The 19,465-nt window shown below is 69.3% G+C and carries 21 protein-coding genes; 15 read left to right on the top strand and 6 right to left on the bottom strand.

The window, feature by feature from the left end:
- Positions 1-13 precede the first annotated feature (13 nt).
- Positions 14-949 (top strand): phosphotransferase, encoded by a 936-nt coding sequence (locus tag AMK34_RS09740; RefSeq protein ID WP_073844438.1) that lies wholly within the window; start codon positions 14-16, stop codon positions 947-949.
- Here AMK34_RS09740 and aroA read toward each other — a convergent pair.
- On the bottom strand, positions 946-2,232 hold the full coding sequence (gene aroA / locus AMK34_RS09735) for a 3-phosphoshikimate 1-carboxyvinyltransferase (protein ID WP_037348127.1): 1,287 nt from the start codon (positions 2,230-2,232) through the stop codon (positions 946-948). The genes AMK34_RS09740 and aroA overlap by 4 nt on opposite strands.
- Before the next feature lie 88 nt (positions 2,233-2,320).
- On the opposite strand from aroA, the gene AMK34_RS09730 reads away from it, so the two are divergent.
- Complete coding sequence (locus AMK34_RS09730; protein WP_073844436.1) at positions 2,321-4,021, top strand: CTP synthase; 1,701 nt, start codon at positions 2,321-2,323, stop codon at positions 4,019-4,021.
- A complete protein-coding gene (locus tag AMK34_RS09725) occupies positions 4,018-4,644 on the top strand; it encodes an NUDIX domain-containing protein (protein ID WP_037348129.1) in 627 nt (208 codons plus the stop codon). Before AMK34_RS09730 ends, AMK34_RS09725 begins: the two co-directional genes overlap by 4 nt.
- 78 nt (positions 4,645-4,722) lie before the next feature.
- On the opposite strand, the gene AMK34_RS09720 is transcribed toward AMK34_RS09725, so the two are convergent.
- A complete protein-coding gene (locus AMK34_RS09720; protein WP_073844434.1) occupies positions 4,723-5,208 on the bottom strand; it encodes a DUF1707 domain-containing protein in 486 nt (161 codons plus the stop codon).
- 119 nt (positions 5,209-5,327) lie between these two features.
- Between AMK34_RS09720 and xerD the strand changes: the two genes are divergently transcribed.
- The 7 genes from xerD to AMK34_RS09685 all read left to right on the top strand — a co-directional run bounded on the left by xerD (position 5,328) and on the right by AMK34_RS09685 (position 12,074).
- On the top strand, positions 5,328-6,230 hold the full coding sequence (gene xerD / locus AMK34_RS09715) for a site-specific tyrosine recombinase XerD (RefSeq protein ID WP_038511558.1): 903 nt from the start codon (positions 5,328-5,330) through the stop codon (positions 6,228-6,230).
- A gap of 92 nt (positions 6,231-6,322) precedes the next feature.
- Positions 6,323-7,348 (top strand): ParA family protein, encoded by a 1,026-nt coding sequence (locus AMK34_RS09710; protein ID WP_038511561.1) that lies wholly within the window; start codon positions 6,323-6,325, stop codon positions 7,346-7,348.
- Entirely contained in the window at positions 7,345-7,770 is a 426-nt protein-coding gene (locus AMK34_RS09705) for a hypothetical protein (protein WP_038511562.1), read from the top strand. The genes AMK34_RS09710 and AMK34_RS09705 overlap by 4 nt, the downstream gene beginning before the upstream one ends.
- Positions 7,770-8,705, top strand: coding sequence for a segregation and condensation protein A (locus AMK34_RS09700; RefSeq protein WP_038511564.1), 936 nt, complete (start codon positions 7,770-7,772; stop codon positions 8,703-8,705). The genes AMK34_RS09705 and AMK34_RS09700 overlap by 1 nt, the downstream gene beginning before the upstream one ends.
- Positions 8,702-9,370, top strand: coding sequence for an SMC-Scp complex subunit ScpB (gene scpB / locus AMK34_RS09695; RefSeq protein WP_073844433.1), 669 nt, complete (start codon positions 8,702-8,704; stop codon positions 9,368-9,370). Before AMK34_RS09700 ends, scpB begins: the two co-directional genes overlap by 4 nt.
- Entirely contained in the window at positions 9,360-10,112 is a 753-nt protein-coding gene (locus AMK34_RS09690; protein ID WP_005153474.1) for a pseudouridine synthase, read from the top strand. The genes scpB and AMK34_RS09690 overlap by 11 nt, the downstream gene beginning before the upstream one ends.
- Positions 10,113-10,205: 93 nt before the next feature.
- Complete coding sequence (locus AMK34_RS09685; protein ID WP_073844432.1) at positions 10,206-12,074, top strand: Xaa-Pro dipeptidyl-peptidase; 1,869 nt, start codon at positions 10,206-10,208, stop codon at positions 12,072-12,074.
- Positions 12,075-12,134: 60 nt separating this feature from the next.
- On the opposite strand, the gene AMK34_RS09680 is transcribed toward AMK34_RS09685, so the two are convergent.
- Positions 12,135-12,968, bottom strand: a complete 834-nt coding sequence (locus tag AMK34_RS09680) for a class I SAM-dependent methyltransferase (RefSeq protein WP_073844430.1) — start codon at positions 12,966-12,968, stop codon at positions 12,135-12,137.
- 69 nt (positions 12,969-13,037) lie between these two features.
- Between AMK34_RS09680 and AMK34_RS09675 the strand changes: the two genes are divergently transcribed.
- Positions 13,038-13,667 (top strand): TetR/AcrR family transcriptional regulator, encoded by a 630-nt coding sequence (locus AMK34_RS09675; RefSeq protein WP_073844428.1) that lies wholly within the window; start codon positions 13,038-13,040, stop codon positions 13,665-13,667.
- Between the two features lie 74 nt (positions 13,668-13,741).
- Here AMK34_RS09675 and AMK34_RS09670 read toward each other — a convergent pair whose 3' ends face one another.
- From AMK34_RS09670 to AMK34_RS09660, 3 genes are read right to left on the bottom strand one after another with little or no spacing between them, the layout of a single operon-like run.
- Positions 13,742-14,938, bottom strand: a complete 1,197-nt coding sequence (locus tag AMK34_RS09670; protein ID WP_037348144.1) for a cation:proton antiporter — start codon at positions 14,936-14,938, stop codon at positions 13,742-13,744.
- A gap of 6 nt (positions 14,939-14,944) precedes the next feature.
- Positions 14,945-15,427, bottom strand: a complete 483-nt coding sequence (locus AMK34_RS09665; protein ID WP_037348145.1) for a cation:proton antiporter regulatory subunit — start codon at positions 15,425-15,427, stop codon at positions 14,945-14,947.
- Between the two features lie 15 nt (positions 15,428-15,442).
- Positions 15,443-15,835, bottom strand: a complete 393-nt coding sequence (locus AMK34_RS09660; protein ID WP_073844426.1) for a DUF4267 domain-containing protein — start codon at positions 15,833-15,835, stop codon at positions 15,443-15,445.
- 92 nt (positions 15,836-15,927) lie between these two features.
- Here AMK34_RS09660 and AMK34_RS09655 point away from each other — a divergent pair, with 92 nt between their 5' ends.
- The 4 genes from AMK34_RS09655 to der all read left to right on the top strand — a co-directional run bounded on the left by AMK34_RS09655 (position 15,928) and on the right by der (position 19,447).
- Positions 15,928-16,506 carry a TetR/AcrR family transcriptional regulator gene (locus tag AMK34_RS09655; RefSeq protein WP_073844424.1) on the top strand — a complete coding sequence of 193 codons (579 nt, stop codon included), beginning with the start codon at positions 15,928-15,930 and terminating at the stop codon, positions 16,504-16,506.
- A 92-nt stretch (positions 16,507-16,598) separates the two neighbouring features.
- A complete protein-coding gene (cmk, locus tag AMK34_RS09650) occupies positions 16,599-17,303 on the top strand; it encodes a (d)CMP kinase (protein ID WP_038511581.1) in 705 nt (234 codons plus the stop codon).
- Positions 17,300-17,974 (top strand): lysophospholipid acyltransferase family protein, encoded by a 675-nt coding sequence (locus AMK34_RS09645; RefSeq protein WP_073844422.1) that lies wholly within the window; start codon positions 17,300-17,302, stop codon positions 17,972-17,974. The genes cmk and AMK34_RS09645 overlap by 4 nt, the downstream gene beginning before the upstream one ends.
- A 3-nt stretch (positions 17,975-17,977) precedes the next feature.
- The gene (gene der, locus AMK34_RS09640) at positions 17,978-19,447 is read left to right on the top strand and encodes a ribosome biogenesis GTPase Der (RefSeq protein ID WP_073844420.1); all 1,470 of its coding nucleotides are present in this window, start codon (positions 17,978-17,980) and stop codon (positions 19,445-19,447) included.
- The last annotated feature ends 18 nt before the right edge of the window (positions 19,448-19,465 follow it).

Here is a 19,465-nt window from a genome sequence, read left to right as displayed (position 1 = left end):
CAGACTCGCGGACATGATCACCGACGAACAACGGGCCGCCCGCACCGCGCGGGCGGTGGCCGCCGCGGTCTCCGCGGGACGCGACCTGGGTATCACCGTCACCGAACCCGAGGTCCTGTACGACGTTTTCTCCGTCATCGTGCGGCTGGCGCCTTCGCCGGTCGTCGTGCGGGTGCCGACCGTGTTGCCGCGCACGACGACACCGGAGACGCAGCTGACCGATCAGCGGCGTGAGCTCGCCGTCGCCGGCTGGCTCGGCGAGAAGGGGCTTCCGGTCGTCAAACCGAGCCTGCTCGCGCCGGCGGAACCGGTTCAGCGCGACGGTTTCTCGATGACCTTCTGGGAACTGATCGAGTTCGTCGAGGACGCGAACCTCGCCGTGGAGCACTCGGCCGAGCTCGTCGCGAAACTGCACGCGACGCTCCGCGACTATCCCGGCGAGCTGGCGTTCCTGAACGGGCTCGACCCGTTCATCCCCGACGGTCTCGCGCAGCTCGAGGGCAGGCCCGACCTGCTCGACGCGGCCGACCTCGACCGCGCGCGCCGCGAATGGGAGGTCTTCCGGCCGCTGCTGGAATCGGAGGAGGCCTTCGCCAAGGCGTTCCCGAACGCCACCGTGCAACCGGTCCACGGCGACTCGCCGGGCTACAACCTGATCGTCACCACCGAAGGCGAGCTGTACTCCGACTTCGAATTGGTCAACCGTGGCCCGATCGAACGCGACCTCGCCTTCAACGGACCCGAAGGCATCGCGGCCTACAACGCCGCCGCCGTCGAACTCGGTCTGCGCGAGGTCGACGAAGACGTGCTGCGGACCTTCGAGGCGCTGGGCCTGCTTCAGGTGATCGCGTGCCTGTCGATGGCGCCCGAACTGCCGATGCTGGTCGACGGCATGAAACCGATGATCGATCAGTGGCGGGCGACGCCGTTCGCCGGCGGGCTCGCTTAGCCGAGCATCGAGGTCCAGGCCTCGGCGAATCCGGGGAAGGTCTTCCCGACCGTCCCCGGGTTCTCCACCTCGACGCCCTCGACCTTCAGCCCGAGCACCGCGGCCGCCATCACCAGCCGGTGATCGTCGTAGGTATGGAACTTCCCGCCGTGCAGCGGCGCCGGCGTGATCCGCAGGCCGTCCTCGGTCTCGCGCACGTCGGCGCCGAGCGACGACAGTTCGGTGGCGAGCGCGGTCAGCCGGTCGGTCTCGTGGCCGCGCAGATGCGCCACCCCGGAGATGACCGACGGTCCCTCGGCGAGGCACAGCAGCGCCGCGATCACCGGCGTCAGCTCGCCGACGTCGTGCAGATCCAGTTCGACGCCGGGGATCGTGCCGCCGCCGGTGACCGTCAGGCCGCCCGCGTCGAGTTCGGCGGTGGCGCCCAAGACGGGCGCCAGGCTGCGCAGCCAGTCCCCGGGCTGTGTCGTCCGCTGCGGCCAGCCCGCGATCCGCACCGTGCCGCCGGTCGCGATCGCGGCGGCGACGAACGGCGCCGCCGTCGAGAGGTCCGGCTCGACGATGTACTCGGGGCAGGAGAGCCGTGTCGGGGCGACGTGGAACTCGGTGCCCTCGCGGTCCACAGTGGCCCCGAACCGGCGCAGCATCTCGACCGTCATCGCGATATGCGGTTCGCTCGGCACCTGGCCGCCCACGAGGCGCACGGTGACACCCTGCTGGAACGACGGCCCGGCGAGCAGCAGCGCGGACAGGAACTGGCTCGACGCCGAGGAGTCCAGATCGACCCTGCCGCCCCGCAGACCGCCTTCGCCGTGGACGGTGAAGGGCGGCGCCTCGCGGCGGTCGTCGTCGATACGGGCGCCGAGGTCGCGCAGCGCCTTCAGCAGCGGCCCGATCGGACGGCGGCGGATGGCCTCGTCGCCGTCGAACAAAGCCGGGCCAGTACCCAGCGCGGCGAGCGCGGGGGTGAACCGGGCGACCGTGCCCGCGTTGCCGAGTTCCACCCGGACGGTCTCGTCGGGATGGACACGGCCGGGGCCGAGCGGATGCACGAGGTAGCCGCCGATGCTGCCCTGCGAGTGGGCGCCGAGGGCGTAGATGGCGCCGAGCATGAGGCGCGCGTCCCGGGAGTCGAGCGGGGTCCGCACCCGCGTCGGCGCGCTGGCGAGCGCGGCGAGGACGTAGGCCCGGTTGGTGATCGACTTCGAACCGGGGACGCGGATGTCCGCGTCGAGCGGGCCTTCCGCGACCGGTGCGGTCCAGGTGTCGTGCGCGTCTGTCACGCCGCGAGGGTAGCGGTTTTCCACTCCATCGGACGCTTGCGGCGTGGCCGATGAGCGCTACGGCGGGCGTGCGATAAGGTGGAAGCCCGTGGGACTTCAGTCGCGGGCTACCAAGTATGTCTTTGTCACCGGAGGCGTTGCCTCCTCTCTGGGTAAGGGACTCACGGCTTCCAGCCTGGGTCAGCTCCTTACCGCACGTGGGCTCCGGGTCACGATGCAGAAGCTGGATCCGTACCTCAACGTCGATCCGGGCACGATGAACCCGTTCCAGCACGGTGAGGTGTTCGTCACCGACGACGGCGCCGAAACCGATCTGGACATCGGGCACTACGAGCGTTTTCTCGACCGGGCTCTCGACGGCAAGGCGAACGTCACCACCGGGCAGGTGTACTCCGAGGTCATCGCCAAGGAGCGCCGCGGTGAGTACCTCGGCGACACCGTGCAGGTCATCCCGCACATCACCGACGAGATCAAGGCGAGGATCACCGCCGCGGCGGGCGCCGACGAGGACGGGAACAGCCCGGACGTCGTGATCACCGAGGTCGGCGGCACCGTGGGCGACATCGAGTCGCTGCCGTTCCTGGAGGCCTGCCGTCAGGTCCGCCACGACGTCGGCCGCGACCAGTGCTTCTTCCTCCACGTCTCGCTGGTCCCGTACCTCGCCCCGTCGGGTGAGCTCAAGACCAAGCCGACCCAGCACTCGGTCGCCGCGCTGCGCAACATCGGCATCCAGCCCGACGCGCTCGTCTGCCGCGCCGACCGGGAGCTGCCGGAGGACCTCAAGCGCAAGATCGGCCTGATGTGCGACGTCGACACCGAGGCCGTCATCGCCTGCCCCGACGCGCCGTCGATCTACGACATCCCGAAGGTGCTGCACCGTGAGGCGCTCGACGCCTACGTGGTGCGCCGTCTCGGGCTGCCGTTCCGCGACGTCGACTGGACCGTGTGGGGCGACCTGCTCGACCGCGTGCACAACCCGTCGGAGACGGTGCGGGTCGCGGTCGTCGGCAAGTACATCGACCTGCCGGACGCGTACCTGTCGGTGACCGAGGCGCTGCGCGCCGGTGGGTTCGCCCACCGCGCCAAGGTCCAGATCGCCTGGGTTCCGTCGGACTCCTGCGAGACCCCGGCCGGTGCCGCGGCCGCGCTGTCCGATGTGGACGGTGTGCTGATCCCCGGCGGGTTCGGCATCCGCGGTATCGAGGGCAAGGTCGGCGCCATCGCCTACGCCCGCACCCACGGGCTGCCGCTGCTGGGCCTGTGCCTCGGCCTGCAGTGCATGGTGATCGACGCGGCGCGGAACCTCGCCGGGATCAAGGACGCGAACTCGGCCGAGTTCGAGGACGGCCCGAACCCGGTCATCTCCACGATGGCCGACCAGCGCGACGTCGTCGCGGGTGAGCGCGACATGGGCGGCACGATGCGTCTGGGCGCCTACGTCGCGAAGCTTAAGCCGGGCTCGCAGGTCGCGAAGGCGTACGGCAGCACCGAGGTCTCCGAGCGGCACCGTCACCGCTACGAGGTCAACAACGCCTACCGCAAGCGCCTTTCCGACGCAGGTCTGGTGTTCTCGGGCACCTCGCCCGACGACCACCTGGTCGAGTTCGTGGAGCTGCCGGCCGACAAGCACCCGTTCTTCGTCGGCACCCAGGCACACCCCGAGCTCAAGAGCCGTCCGACCCGGCCGCACCCGCTGTTCAGCGCGTTCGTGAAGGCCGTCGTGGACCGCAAGGTCGCCGAGCGGCTGCCGGTCGAGCTGCCCGAGACGGCTCAGACGGGAGCCCGGTGACCGAGCCCGGCAAGCACGAGTTCACCGTCGCGTCCACAAGGGACGTCCACATCGGACGCGTCGTGGGACTGCGGGTCGACGAGGTCGTGATGCCCGGCGGCGGCACGGCCCGCCGTGAGGTCGTCGAGCACCTCGGCGCGGTCGCCGTCGTCGCGCTGGACGCGGACGGCATGGTGACGCTGATCCACCAGTACCGCCACCCGATCGGGCGGCGGCTGTGGGAACTGCCCGCCGGGCTGATCGACAAGGCGGGGGAGGACCCCGTCGGCGCGGCCAAACGCGAACTGGTCGAGGAGGTCGGGCTCAGCGCCGAGCGCTGGGAGACCCTGGTCGACGTCGCGGCGTCGCCCGGCTTCACCGACGAGGTCGTCCGCGTCTACCTCGCCCGCGAACTGTCCGAAGTGGACAGGGAGATGCTCGGCGAGGAGGAGGCCGACCTCGTCATGCGGAAGTTCCCGCTCGCCGAGGCGGTCCGGATGGCGCTGGCGGGTGAGCTGGTGAACGGGGCGACCGTCGGTGGCGTGCTCGCCGCGCACGCGGTGCTTTCGGGGGCGGCCTCGTCGCGGCCTTCGGACGCTCCTTGGGAGGACCGGCCGACGAAGTTCGCTTCGCGCGGCCTCTAGGCCCTTCGCGCGCTAGGAACGGTCCTTTCCTTGCAAATTTTGCAAGGAAAGGACCGTTCATTGCATTCGGGAGCGGGGTCAGTCGCGGAGACGGCGGCCCTGCGCGTCCGTGCCGCCGTTCGCCAGCAGCACGATCCCGTCGACCATCGGCCAGACCACCCCGACGCCGCAGGTGACCAGCACGACCGCCAGCTGGCCGAGGGCGAGACCGATGTGGCCGGTGTAGAACCGCCCGATCCCGAACGGCAGCACGATCTGCAGCACCCCGGCGGCGATCTTCGACTTCGGCGAGTAGGGCAGGACCGCGGCGGGCCGCTGATACACGGGTACGAACGGCGGCGGGTCGAACCGCGGCGCCAGGTACTTCGGGAGTGGCGCGGGCAGATCCTGGAACAGCGGCCGGAGTTCGCCGAGCGTCACCGCCTCATACGCGGCGAGGACGCGGCCCTCGTACTCGTCCGGGGTGAGCCTGCCCTGGCTGTAGTGGTCGCCGAGCAGCCGCGCGGCCTCTTCGCGCTCGGCCGTGCCGACGCGCATCTCCTCCGGGTCCGGTTGCTGCGACATGCTCCCAAGGTAGCCCGTTTCACACCCGCGGCGCGGTACGCGCGGCGAACCCCCGATCGGGTCGCGGGTGGTCCTAGAGTGTCCGTGTGTCACGGGCCGGCGGTAGCGGAGTCGCCCAGGTGGTCGCCGCTTACCTCGACCATCTGGTGGTCGAGCGCGGAACCGCGAGGAACACCCTCGACAGCTACTCCCGTGACCTGCGCCGGTACATCGCGTACCTCGGCGACGCGGACGTCGAGCGCTTCGCCGACGTCACCTCCGCGCACATCACCTCGTTCGGCGCGGCGTTGCGCGAGGGCGACGAAGAGCATCGCCCGCTGGCCGCGTCTTCGGCGGCCCGCGCGCTGGTCGCGGTGCGGGGGCTGCACAAGTTCGCGCACGCGGACGGCATCACCGAGAACGACCCGGCCCGTGAGGTCCGGCCGCCCGCCGCGGCCAAACGGCTGCCCAAGGCGCTGCCGGTCGGCGACGTGCTGAAGCTGCTGGAAACCCCGCCGCCCGAGGGCGAACGGCCACTGAGGGACCGGGCGCTGCTGGAACTGCTCTACTCCACCGGCGCGCGGATCTCCGAGGCCGTCGGGCTCGACGTCGACGACATCGACGACGCCGAACGGACCGTGCTGCTCGACGGAAAGGGCGGCAAACAGCGCATCGTGCCGATCGGCCGTCCCGCGCTGGAAGCGGTGCACGCGTACCTCGTCCGCGCGCGGCCCGCCCTCGCCACCCATGGCCGGGGGACGCCGGCGATGTTCCTGAACGCCCGCGGCTCCAGGCTTTCCCGGCAGAGCGCGTGGCAGGTTCTCAAGGACACCGCGGAATCCGCCGGGATCACGGCGGGCGTTTCGCCGCACACGTTGCGCCATTCCTTCGCCACGCATCTGCTCGAAGGCGGCGCCGACGTCCGCGTCGTGCAGGAACTGCTCGGCCACGCTTCCGTGACCACCACCCAGGTGTACACGCTGGTCACGGTCAACACGCTCCGCGAGGTTTACGCGACAGCACATCCCCGCGCGCTCGGCTAATCGACCCGGTCAGTCCCGGCGTGCCTCGTTGGCTCGACTCCCGAATCGCGCATAGGCTGCCGAGGATCCTGCCGAAGAGGAGCTTTCGCGTTATGTCGACACCGAACGAGCCGGCGAAGCCGTCCGCGTCCGCCGGTTCGGCTGCCGCGAGCCTCAGCCAGGTGACCATCGCAACCCCCGCCGAACACGACGGCGACGAACCGTCGGAGGACACGATCTCTTCCCGCGGCCGCAAGGCCAAGCGCGCCAAAGAAGCCAAAGACGTCAAGCAGCAAGAACGCGACAAGGACGGCATCGGGCCCACCGGCCGTCCGTATCGCGAGATCCCCGACCCGCCGCCGCTGGACCGGCACGGCCCCGCACTGGTGATGGCCATGTGCAACCAGAAGGGCGGCGTCGGCAAGACCACCTCGACCATCAACCTCGGCGCGGCGCTGGCCGAATGCGGCCGCCGGGTGCTGCTGGTCGACTTCGATCCGCAGGGCGCGCTCTCGGTCGGCCTCGGCATTCAGCCGCACGAGCTGGACCAGACGGTCTACAACGTCATCATGGAGCGCTCGGTCAGCATCACCGACGTCATCCGGAAGACCCGGGTGGACGGCGTCGACCTGCTGCCGAGCAACATCGACCTGTCCGCGGCCGAGGTCCAGTTGGTCGCAGAGGTAGGACGCGAACACACTTTGTTACGGGTCCTTCGTCCGGTCATGAACGACTACGACTATGTTCTTGTCGACTGCCAGCCCTCGCTAGGCCTGCTGACGGTGAACGCACTGACCGCCGCGGACGGTGTGATCATCCCGCTGGAGTGCGAGTTCTTCAGTCTGCGAGGCGTAGCGCTCCTGATCGACACCATCGAGAAGGTGCAGGAACGCCTCAACCCCAAACTGGACATCACCGGGATTCTCGCCACCATGTACGACCCGAGAACCCTGCACTCGAAGGAGGTCATGGCGAGAGTGGTGGAGGCATTCGGCGACACCGTGTTCGACACGGTGATCAACCGCACCGTGCGGTTCCCCGAGACGACGGTCGCGGGCGAGCCGATCACGACCTGGGCTCCCAAATCAGCGGGCGCGGCGGCTTATCGCGCGCTGGCACGCGAGGTGATCGCTCGGTGAGCAGGCGAGCTTCCCTGCCCGGAGCGTCCGAACTCTTCAGGATCACCTCCAGCCCCGCCCTCGATCTCCCGCCCGCGCCCGAACAGCCCGCCCCCGCGAAGGGGAACGGCAACGGGAACGGATCCGGGACCGAGCCTGGGCACGCGCACAAGGATCAGCTGACCCGTGCCGCGCGCAGCGGTTCCGGGCGGACCAAGCACGACGCGAAGATCACCGTCTACGTCTCCGGCGACGAACTGCTGGCGATGGAGCAGGCCAGGCTGAACCTCCGGGCGAAGCACGGTCTCGTGCTCGATCGCGGCAGGCTGGTCCGCGAGGCGGTGGCCGTACTGCTGGCCGACTTCGACGCGGCGGGCGAGGACTCGGTCCTCGTCCAACGCCTGCGGGCGGGCAGCGAGGACGGGAAAGAGACCGAGAACTGATGGACGACCCGGCCGCGGCTGCTCCCAGCGGCTCAGAGCCGGTCGAGCGGACAGAGGCAGACGAGACCCCCGTCGTGCACGAAACCGTGCACGGCGGGATGGTCCCCGAAGGACTGGCCAGTGAAGAGCTGAGCACGTCCAAGTTCAAGGTGCACCTGGAGAACTTCGAGGGCCCCTTCGATCTGCTGCTCCAGCTGATCTCGCAGCACCAGCTCGACGTCACCGAAGTCGCGTTGCACCGGGTCACGGACGATTTCATCGCCTACACCCGTGCGCTCGGCACGGAGTGGAACCTCGACGAGACGACCGAGTTCCTGGTCATCGCGGCGACCCTGCTCGACCTCAAGGCGGCGCGTCTGCTGCCCGCCGCCGAGGTGGAGAGCGAAGACGACCTCGCCCTGCTCGAAGCACGGGACCTGCTGTTCGCGCGTGTGCTGCAGTACCGGGCGTACAAGCAGGTCGCGGCGCTGTTCGGCGAGCTGGAGGCCGGCGCGCTGCGGCGGTATCCGCGGTCGGTCGCGCTCGAAGACCGGTTCATGGGGCTGCTGCCCGAGGTGATGCTCGGCGTCGACGTCGGGAAGTTCTCCGAGATCGCGGTCGCGGTCTTCAAACCGAAGCCGCCGCCGACGGTGTCGATCGCGCATATCCACATGGGCCGGGTCTCGGTGCGCGAGCATGCCGCGCTGCTGCGGCTCAAGCTCGCGGAACGAGGCGAAGCGACCTTCGGCGAACTGGTCGAGGACTGCGAGCACACCGTCGAGATCGTGGCGCGGTTCCTCGCGTTGCTGGAGCTGTACCGGGAGTCCTCGGTCCAGTTCGAGCAGCTGGAGGCGCTCGCCGAACTGCACGTGCGCTGGACCGGCGGGTCCGTGGCGGAGGCGTCGGTGGCGGCCGAACAGGACCGCGCCGCCGTCGAGGACGAGGAGTACGGGTGACCCCGGAGAACACCGAAGAGACAGAGAAGACCGAAGACGTCCAGGCGGAGACTCCTGCCGCCGAAGCGGAACCGCCCGCCGACGAAGGTCTCGTCGCGGCCGGCGACGGCGACTATCCCGACGTCACCTCGGACGAGGCGCTCGAAGCGGCGCTGGAGGCGTTGCTCCTGGTCGTCGACTCGCCGATCAGCGAGGAATCGCTCGCCGAGACGGTCGCGCAGCCGGTGTCGCGGGTGACCGTGGCGCTGCGCACGATGGCGCAGAAGTTCACCGAGCGGACCAGCGGAATCGACCTGCGCCGAGTCGGCGAAGGGTGGCGGTTCTACACTAGGGACGTCTATGCCCCGTTCGTGGAGAAGCTTCTGCTCGACGGCCAGCGTTCCAAGCTGACGCGAGCCGCACTGGAGAGCCTCGCCGTGATCGCCTATCGGCAGCCGGTGACCAGGGCCAGGGTCGCCGCCGTCCGAGGGGTGAACGTGGACGGGGTGATCAGGACGCTGCTGGCGCGCGGCCTGATCGAGGAGATGGGGACCGACCCCGAAACCACTGGCACGCTGTACGTGACGACCGAGCTGTTCCTGGAGCGACTGGGCCTGTCGTCCCTGGCCGACCTTCCGCCCATCGCTCCGTTGCTACCCGAAGTGGACACCATCGATGACATCTGACCCGCATCCCGACGGCATTCGGCTGCAGAAGGTCCTTTCGCAGGCGGGCGTGGCCTCGCGGCGCGCGGCCGAGGACCTGATCGTGCGCGGTCGCGTGAGCGTGGACGGCAAGGTGGTCACCGAACTCGGCCGCCGGGTCGATCCGGACAACTCCGTGATCCACGTCGACGGCACCCGCGTCCAGGTCCGCGAGGACCTCGTCTACCTCCTGCTGAACAAGCCCAAGGGCGTGCACAGCACGATGAGCGACGACCGCGGCCGTCCGTGCGTCGGCGACTACCTGCGTGGCCGGTACGAGGAGACGCCCGGCATCGTGCACGTCGGCAGGCTCGACGAGAACACCGAAGGCCTGCTGCTCCTCACCAACGACGGCGACCTCGGGCACCGGCTGATGCACCCGTCGTTCCGCGTGCTGAAGACCTACTTCGCCGAGGTCGAGGGCATCGTCCCGCGCGGACTCGGCAAGGAACTGCGCGCGGGTTTCGAGCTGCCGGACGGCATCGTCAAGGTCGACCAGTTCCGCGTGAAGGACATGCTGGCCGGGCGCACCCAGATCGAGCTGGTCATCCACGAGGGACGCAAGCACATCGTGCGGCGGCTGATGGCGGCCACCGGGCACCCGGTGCGCAAACTGGTCCGGACCGCGCTCGGCGACGTCCAGCTCGGGGCCCAGCGGTCGGGTTCGATCCGGCGGCTGAACCGCGGCGAGGTCGGTTCGCTGTACCGCGCCGTCGATCTCTAAGACTTTCCGCTCTACTGCACAACTGATCTCCGCGTTTAGCTCTCCCTGACGGGCTTTCAGCCGACGGGGAAGGGCTCAACCGTGAAAACAGTTGTGCTGGCAGGGATCTTGGCGGTGGCCGCGGCCGTGGTCGCGGCACCGCAGTCCGCGGCGAAACCGCGGGGCAGCGAACCGGTCTACGACTTCGCCCAGGCCGTCCGCGAGACGGCCTGGGTGGACATCGGGCTCGACGGGGACGGCGACGGCCGTTCGGACCGGGTCGCCGCCGACATCATCCGCCCGAAGGAACCGGCGGCGCAGGGCAAGAAGGTTCCGGTCATCATGGACGCGAGCCCGTACTACTCGTGCTGCGGACGCGGCAACGAGAGCGAGCTCAAGACCTACGATTCGGCGGGCAGGCCGGTCGGGTTCCCGCTCTACTACGACAACTTCTTCGTCCCCCGCGGGTACGCCGTGGTCCTGGTGGATCTGGCCGGTACCAACAAATCCCGCGGGTGCACCGACATCGGCGGGCCGTCGGACATCGAATCGGCGCGCAAGGTGGTCGACTGGCTGAACGGCCGGGCGAACGGCTACACGACGGCTACCGGTCCGGCGAGGACGAACGCGACGTGGTCGACGGGCGCGGTCGGCATGATCGGGAAGTCCTACGACGGCACGGTGGCCAACGGCGTCGCCGCGACCGGTGTCGAGGGGCTCAAGACCATCGTGCCGATCGGCGCGATCAGTTCCTGGTACGACTACTACCGTTCCGACGGCGCGAACCTGCGCCAGGGCAGCCCGGCGGGGCTCGCGCAGACTGTTTCGCAGCGCAACGGCGGACAGAACTGCAGTGCGGCCAACCGCAAACTCACCGCGGGCGCGACGTCGAACGGCGACTACAACGCGTTCTGGCTCGACCGGGACTACGTGCAGAGCGCCTCGAAGGTGAAGGCGAGCGTGCTCGCTTCGCACGGTCTCGGCGACCTCAACGTCAAGACCATCAACTTCGGGCAGTGGTGGGAAGCGCTGAACGTCGAGCGCAAGATCTGGCTGACGCAGGCCGGTCACGTCGACCCGTTCGACTACCGGCGCTCGGCTTGGGTCGACACGTTGCACAAGTGGTTCGACCACTACCTGCTCGGTGTGGACAACGGCATCGAGAAGACCCCGGGCGCGAGTGTGGAACGCGAGCCCGATGTCTGGGTGGACCAGCCGGCGTGGCCCGCGGGCAGCGCCGTCACCCTGCGCCCCGCGTCCGGAACCACTCCGGGCGTCGGCACGCTCGGCAGCTCTCCTGGCACGGGCACGGTGTCGTTCACGGACTCCTCCGGCCAGTCTTCGAACGGCTGGGCCGCGAAGCCGACGGAGACTTCGAACGGGCGAGTGCTGTTCAGCACGGGCGCGCTGGCGAAGGACCTTCACGTGTCCGGAACCGCGAAGGTGACTGTGACCGCGACGCCGTCGACGTCCACTGCGCGGCTTTCGGCGATCTTGGTGGACTACGGTCCGGCGACCATCCGGAACTACACCGGACCGAAGGAAGGCATCAAGAACGAGCTGACCCAGTCGTGCTGGGGTTCGAGCGCTTCGGGCAACGACGCGTGCTACCTGAACACGAGCACCGACGCGGTTTCCGTGGGGCTGAACATCATCAGCCGCGGCTGGGCGGATCTGGCCAACCACGGTTCGCTGAGCCAGGAGTCGCCGCTGACGCCGGGGCAGCCGTACACGATGACGTTCCGGCTGGCGAGCACGGATCACGTCGTCCCGCAGGGACATCAGCTCGCGCTGATCATCGGCGGGACGGACGGCTCGTTCATCTCGGGACCGGCGCAGTACCCGAAGATCACGGTGGATCTGGGCAAGACGTCGCTGGCGTTGCCCGTCGCGGGCGCGGGTCCGTCGGCGGTGCCGGCGGCGCTCCCGGTGGCTCCGGCGCAGATCGCTCCCGCCACCGTTTCGGGGCTTGAGCGCGGCTAGCCGAATGCTAGGAACGGTCCTTTCCTGGCAAATTTCGCAAGGAAAGGACCGTTCCTAGCGTCAGCGGGCGGCGGTCACGAGCCAGACGCCGCCGGGGATCCGCACGCCTTGCGGGGTCTCGAACTCGCCGAGCGCGTCGCGGACCTGGTCGCGAAGTCCGGCGACGGAAGCCGCCTCCACGTTCCGCAGGTTGTGCTGGATCGGGGCCATCGAGAAGAGGAAGTCCGTCGCGTCGACGGCGTCCGCCCCGAAGCCCATGTCCGCGTCCACCGGCTTGATCCCGATGTCACGGAAGCCCGCCGCCGTGAGCACTTCGGTGATCCGTTCGGGCGTCAGCAGTGAACCCATCCCGCGGGCGGCGGGGGAGGGTTCACGGAGGTAGGGCGCGAGCGCCGCCGTCGCCCGGGCGTACGCGCTGTCGACGTCGCCTGACCGTGGTCCCACGAAGGCCAGCCGCCCGGCCGGCGCCATCGCTTCGCGGAGATGCGTGAACGCCGCGACCAGGTCGGCGAAGAACATCACGCCGCCTCGGCTGATGACGACGTCGAAGCCGGGTCCGTCGAACGGGTGCACCTGCGCGTCTCCCCGCTCGAACGCGATGTTGGTGATCCCTTCGGCCGCCGCGTCGAAGCGAGCCCTTTTCAGCTGTGGCGCCGAAAGGTCGATGCCCAGCGCGTGCCCGTTTCCGGCCTTCTTCGCGGCGATCCGGGTGGTGAGCCCGGCGCCGCAGCCCACGTCCAGGACGGCGTGACCGTCGCGGATGTCCGCCGCCTCGAAGAGCGGCGCGTCGAAGGCCGCCATCATCCCGTTGTAGCGATCCGGGCGATCCGCCCAGAGCTTGCCCTCCCAGCCGTTCCACGCTTCGGCCTGTTGCTGATTGACGATCGCCGTCATGGCGGCACCCCATTCGCATCGTTACTAGAGTTGAACTCTAGTGATTGACTCTAGAGATAGACTCCAGTCATGAGTGGTGTCAAGGGCGCCCGATCCCGGCGGGCGGCGGAAACCCGGCGGCGGATCATCACGGCCGCCACGGAGCTCTTCCTCGCCGACGGCTATGGCGCGACCACGCTTCAGCAGGTCGCGGACCGGGCGGGCGTGGCGGTCCAAACGATTTACTTCACGTTCCGCAACAAGCAGACGCTGCTGAAGGAACTGGTCGACGTCGCGATCGCCGGCGACGACGGTCCACTGGCGACGATGGAGCGGCCGTGGTTCGCGCGGGTGACGGACGCGCCGGACGCTCGCGAGGCGCTGGCCGCGCTCGTCACCGGCAGCCGGGCCGTCCTCGAACGCGTCGCCGCCGTCACCGACATGGTCTCGACCGCGACGGCGGCGCACCCCGAACTGCGGGAACTGTGGCCGGATCAGGAGGATCCGCGCCACGCCGTGCACGCGGCGGCGGCGAAGGCGCTGATGGGGAAACCGGGCGCGGTCACCGGTCTCGACGTCGACAGGGCGGCGGACGTCCTCTACGCGCTCCTCAGCCCGGAGATGTTCCTGATCCTCACCCGTGATCGCGCTTGGCCGCTGGACGTATGGGAGCGCTGGGCGGAGGAGACGCTCGCCGCGCAGTTGCTCGATCGCGGCTAGCCGAATGCAAGGAAAGGTCCTTTCCTCGCGAAATTTGCAAGGAAAGGACCTTTCATGGCGCGTGCGGGGCGGGGTCAGCCGGTTTGGGAGGCCGGGCTCTTCGACCCGAAGGGCTTCCGCTGCAGAGCGCGGGCGACCGGTTCGACGATCCGCGCGGCCGTCGGGCCGAGGATCGCCATCAGGAGCACGTACGCCGTCGCGAGGGCGGCGAGTTCGCCGGTCACCGCGCCCGCCGCCACCGCCAGCCCGGCGATGACGATCGAGAACTCGCCTCGCGCGACCAACGCGGCTCCGGCACGAGCGCGGCCCATCTTCCCGATGCCCTGCCGCCGCGCGGCCCACCAGCCGGTACCGACCTTCGTGAGCGTGGTCGCGACCGCCAGCACCACCGCCCAGCCGAGCACGGGCGGGATCGAAGCGGGGTTGGTGTTGAGGCCGAACACCACGAAGAACACGGCGGCGAACAGGTCCCGCAGCGGTTCGAGCATGTGCGTCGCGTTCTCCGCCGTCGAACCCGAGATCGCGATGCCGAGCAGGAACGCGCCGACCGCGGCCGAAACCTGCATCGCCGAAGCGACACCGGCGACCAGCAGCGCCGCGCCGAGGACCTTGAGAAGGAACACCTCGCGATCCGGGCTGTCCACCGCCGCGGAGACGTACCGGCCGAACTTCAGCGCGATCACCAGGACCACGGTGATGACCATCAGGGAGATCCCGACGGCCTTCATCCCGCCGAGGAAGCTGACCCCGCCGAGCACCGCGGTGAGGATCGGCAGGTACAGCGCCATCACCAGGTCCTCGAACACCAGGATCGACAGCACCACCGGGGTTTCCCGGTTACCGAGCCGCCCGAGATCGCCGAGCACCTTCGCGATGATCCCGGACGACGAGATGTAGGTGACGCCTGCCATCACGATCGCGCCGATCGGCCCCCAGCCGAGGATGAGCGCGACGATCGCCCCCGGCGCGGCGTTCAGCACGATGTCCACGAGGCCCGCCACCCATGAGCGTTTCAGCCCGGTGAACAGCTCGGCCGCCGAGTACTCCAGGCCCAGCAGGAGCAGCAGCAGGACGACACCGATCTCGCTGGCGAGATGGGTGAAGTCGCCGATGTCGCCGAGCGGGATCAGCCCGCCCTGCCCGAAGCACAGGCCACCGATCAGGTACAGCGGGATCGGGGACATCCCGATCTTCCCGGCGAGGCGTCCCAACGCGCCCAGCCCGAAGAAGACCGCCCCGAGTTCGATCAAGGACAGTGCGGTGTGATCCATCCGCGATCAGCCGTACTTCAAGATCTTGACGGCGGCCTCGAGACCCTCGGAGGTGCCGACCGCGACGAGCACGTCGCCCGCGGTGAGGTTGAAGTCCGGGTTGGGGGAGGGGTGGACCTGACCGGCCCGCATCACCGCGACCACCGAGACGCTCGTCCGCGTGCGCATGGCGGTGTCGCCCAGCGTCCGCCCGTCGAACGGCGACGACGACTTGATCGGCAGCTGCTTGGTGTTGATGCCGGGCAGGTCCCGGTGCTCTTCGGTGAGCTGGGCGACCAGCTGGGGCGCGCCGAGCAGGTTCGCCAGCGCGCCCGCCTCGTCGGTGGTGAGCGGAAGCGACGCCAGGCAGGCGTCGGGATCGTCCGTTTTGGACACGATCAGCTCGACGTGTCCATCGCGATGGGTCACCACCCCGACACGGCGGCCGTTGCGGGTGGCGAAGTCCTTGCGGACGCCTATTCCGGGGAGCGGGGTCACTTCGACGTTCACGTGAACAACAGTAACTCACTGTCCGTTTTGCGCGGGACGGATCAGGAACAACGCCGAGATCACGACCATGAGGGCGCACGTCGCGCCGTGGATGCCGAGCGCGGCACCCATGGAACCGTTGTGGGTCAACACGATCAGCATGTCGCCGAACGGGATGAACGCCAGCGCGAGCATCGCCCAGCCCAGCGCACGGGCGTTCCGGAACAGGATCAGCGCGAGCACCACGAGCGCCGTGCCGATGTCCCGGACGCCCTTGACCGCGAGGATCGGATCGCCCTCGGACGGCATCACCGGCAGCCCGAAGCCACCCGTCTGGGTCGCCGGGAAGAACACGTAACCACTCCCGAAGTAGAGGACGAAGAGCACGAGGGCGGCGGACAGGATGTAGGCGATCTTGATGCGGGTCATGGTCTCCGACTCCAAAAATCTAGCAGTGCTAGGAACGATGCCGACACTAGCGCTAGCACTGCTAGCTTGTCTAGCGGTGCTAGCATGTCCGTATGGTCACGAACCCCCGGCGCGAGCGGGATCGCTCGCAACGCGAACAGCTGATCGTCACGACCGCCCGCGAAATCGCCGAGGAAGAGGGCTGGGACGCGGTCACCACCCGGCGGCTGGCGGCGAAGATCGAGTACAGCCAGCCCGTGCTCTACAGCCATTTCTCCGGCAAGGGGGCGATCATGGCGGCCGCGGCGCTCGAAGGGTGCACCGAAATGGCCGTCCACATGCGGAAGGGGGCCGTGGCGGAGGAAGGTGCGCGAGACGCTCTGCTGCGGCTGGCCGACAACTACTTCGACTTCGCCGACCGCAAACCGGCGCTCTACGACGCGATCTTCACCCTCGCCAGTGAACTGAGCTTCGCCAGCCCGGACAGTCCGGAGCCGTTGAAGGACGCGTTCGGTGCCTTGCTCGAAGTCGTGGGTCCGGTCGCCGGCGGAGACGACCCCGCCCTCTACACCGAGACCTTCTGGGCCGCCCTGCACGGCCTGGTCACCCTCGAACGCAGCAGGCGGCTCCCGGCGGACGCGCGCGCGGAACGGATCCGCATGCTCGTCGACCGGTTCGCCGTGGGCGGCTGAGGCGTGTCGCGTACCACCAGGCAGAATGAACGTCGATCAGATGAGCGACGGATGAGCTGAGGAGTGTTTCGGTGGCGGGAGCCCTGCGTGGTGTGGTCGCGATGGACGGCCCGTCCGGAACCGGGAAATCCACGGTTTCGCGGAAGCTCGCGACGAAGCTCGGCGCCGGTTACCTCGACACCGGCGCGATGTACCGCATGGTCACCCTCGCCGTCCTGCGCGCCGGGACCGACCTGACCGACGCGGACGCGATCGCCGATGTCGCCCGGAAGGCCGAATTCGGCATCGGGACCAGCCCGGACGAAGCGACCGTGACCCTGGCGGGTGAAGACGTCGCCGCCGAGATCCGCGGCGCGGACGTCACCACCGCGGTGTCGCCGGTTTCGGCCGTCCCCGCCGTCCGCGAACTGCTGGTCGCCCGGCAGCGCGAGATCATCGCCGAGGTGCTCGGCCGGGTCGGCGGCATCGTGGTCGAAGGCCGCGACATCGGCACCGTCGTCTCGCCGGACGCCCCGCTCAAGATCTTCCTCACCGCGTCGGCCGAAGTCCGCGCCGCACGCCGCAGCGCCCAGGATTCCGCCGCCGGTCGCGAGTCCACGGTGGATGTCGCCAAAGCGGCGGTGGAACGGCGCGACCGCCTCGACTCGACGCGGGCGGCTTCGCCCTTGCGCGCGGCCGACGACGCCGTCGAGGTGGACACTTCGGCGCTCAACATCGACCAGGTGATCGTGGCGCTGGCGGAACTCGCGCTGCACCGCGGTCTTCTCGAAGGCTGCCCCGCCGAGGCGACGACGTGAGCGCGAAGGGACTTCCCGAAGGCGCGAGCGACCCGTTCCACACCTTCGGCCGGGGGATCTCGAAGTTCCTCGTCCGGCCCGCGTTCCGGGTCCGGGTGCACGGTGCCGAGCGGATACCGGCCTCCGGGCCGGTGGTGTTCATGGCGAACCACAGTTCGATGACGGAACCGGCGCTGCTGTTCGGAATGTTGTCGCGGCGCACGGCGTTCCTGGTCAAGGCGGAGCTCTTCAAGGGCTTCGTCGGCTGGTTCTTCCCGAAACTGGGCCAGATCCCGGTGAAACGGGGCGCGGTGGACCGCAAACCGCTGATGGCGGCGGTCAAGGTGCTCGAGGACGGTGGCGCGGTCGGGATCTTCCCCGAAGGCACCCGCGGCCTCGGTGACGCCGAAAACTTCGAGCGCGGCGTGGCCTTCCTGGTCCGCGCCGGGAACGCGACCGTGGTTCCGGTCGCCACTCGGGGGACGTACAAACCCGCCGGCGCCAAACGGCGTTGGCGGCCACGCGTCGACATCATGGTCGGCGAACCTTTCACTCCCGAGATCGGGAAGGGAAGGACAGGGCTGGAGGAGGGAACCGAGCGGCTTCGCATCGCGCTCGCGGACCTCGTGAAGGCGCTGGACGAATGGCGCTTGGAGCACGGGCTCCAAGACACGCGACAGAATGTGAAGTAACTGATGACAGAGCTTGACGGAGTCGGCGAGATCGACGGCTCCTGGTCCGACGAGTCCGAATTCACCGCGCTCGACGCGCAGATCGCCGCGGGCGAGGCCGAGGAGGAGGCGCAGCTCGCGCAGCCGGTCCTCGCCGTCGTCGGCAGGCCGAACGTCGGCAAGTCGACCCTGGTCAACCGCATCCTCGGCCGCCGAGAGGCGGTCGTGCAGGACGTCCCCGGCGTGACCAGGGACCGCGTCGCCTACGACGCGTTCTGGGCGGGCCGCCGGTTCACGCTGGTGGACACGGGCGGCTGGGAGCCGGACGCGACCGGGCTGCAGGCCTCCGTTGCCGCGCAGGCCGAGATGGCGATGGCCACCGCCGACGCGGTGCTGCTGGTCATCGACGCCAGCGTCGGCGCGACGGCGACCGACGAGGCCGTCTCCAAGGTGCTGCGCCGCTCGAAGAAGCCGGTGCTGCTCGCCGCCAACAAGGTCGACGACGACCGCCTGCTCGCCGACACCGCGTCGCTGTGGTCGCTCGGCCTCGGCGAGCCGTACCCGGTCAGCGCGCTGCACGGGCGCAGCTCGGGCGACCTGCTCGACGCCATCGTCAAGGCACTGCCGTCGATGCCGCGTGACGGCGACCGCGCCACCACCGGCCCGCGCCGGGTCGCGCTGGTCGGCAAGCCGAACGTGGGCAAGTCCAGCCTGCTGAACAAGCTCTCCGGCGAGGAGCGGTCCGTCGTGGACTCGGTCGCCGGCACCACCGTCGACCCGGTCGACTCGCTGGTCGAGCTGGACGGCGAGACCTGGCGGTTCGTCGACACCGCCGGTCTGCGCAAGCGGGTCAACTCGGCCAACGGCGCCGAGTACTACGCGTCGCTGCGGACCAAGACCGCGATCGACGCGGCCGAGGTCGCGATCGTGCTCTTGGACGCGGCCGAGCCGCTTTCGGAGCAGGACCTGCGGGTGCTGACCATGGTCGTCGAGGCCGGCCGGGCCTGCGTGCTCGCCTTCAACAAGTGGGACCTCGTCGACGAGGACCGCCGTCACGCCATGGTCCGTGAGCTGGACCGCGGCCTGGTGCGGGTGCCGTGGGCGGACAAGGTCAACATCTCCGCCCTCACCGGCCGGTCGGTGCGCAAGCTCGCGCCCGCGCTGCGGACCGCGTTGAAGTCCTGGGACCAGCGGGTGCCCACCGGTCAGCTGAACGGCTGGCTGGCCGACCTCATCGCCGCGACCCCACCGCCCGTGCGCGGCGGCAAGCAGCCGAAGGTGCTGTTCGCGACCCAGGCGGGTATCCGGCCGCCGACGCTGGTCCTGTTCACCACCGGCTTCCTCGAGGCGGGCTACCGGCGGTTCATCGAACGGAAGTTCCGTGAGCGTTTCGGTTTCGAAGGCACACCCGTCCGGGTGAATGTCCGGGTGCGGGAAAAGAAGCAAAAGCCCAAGGCCGGTGGTAAAGCGGCAGGGAAACCGAAGACCCGCTGATTTTCTCACGATGTAGGT

The organism is Amycolatopsis sp. CB00013, from assembly GCF_001905755.1.
In the GTDB taxonomy this organism is placed as follows: Bacteria; Actinomycetota; Actinomycetes; order Mycobacteriales; family Pseudonocardiaceae; genus Amycolatopsis; species Amycolatopsis japonica.
Note: the sequence above shows the minus strand (reverse complement) of the source record. Positions and strands in the feature narration are given on the sequence as shown.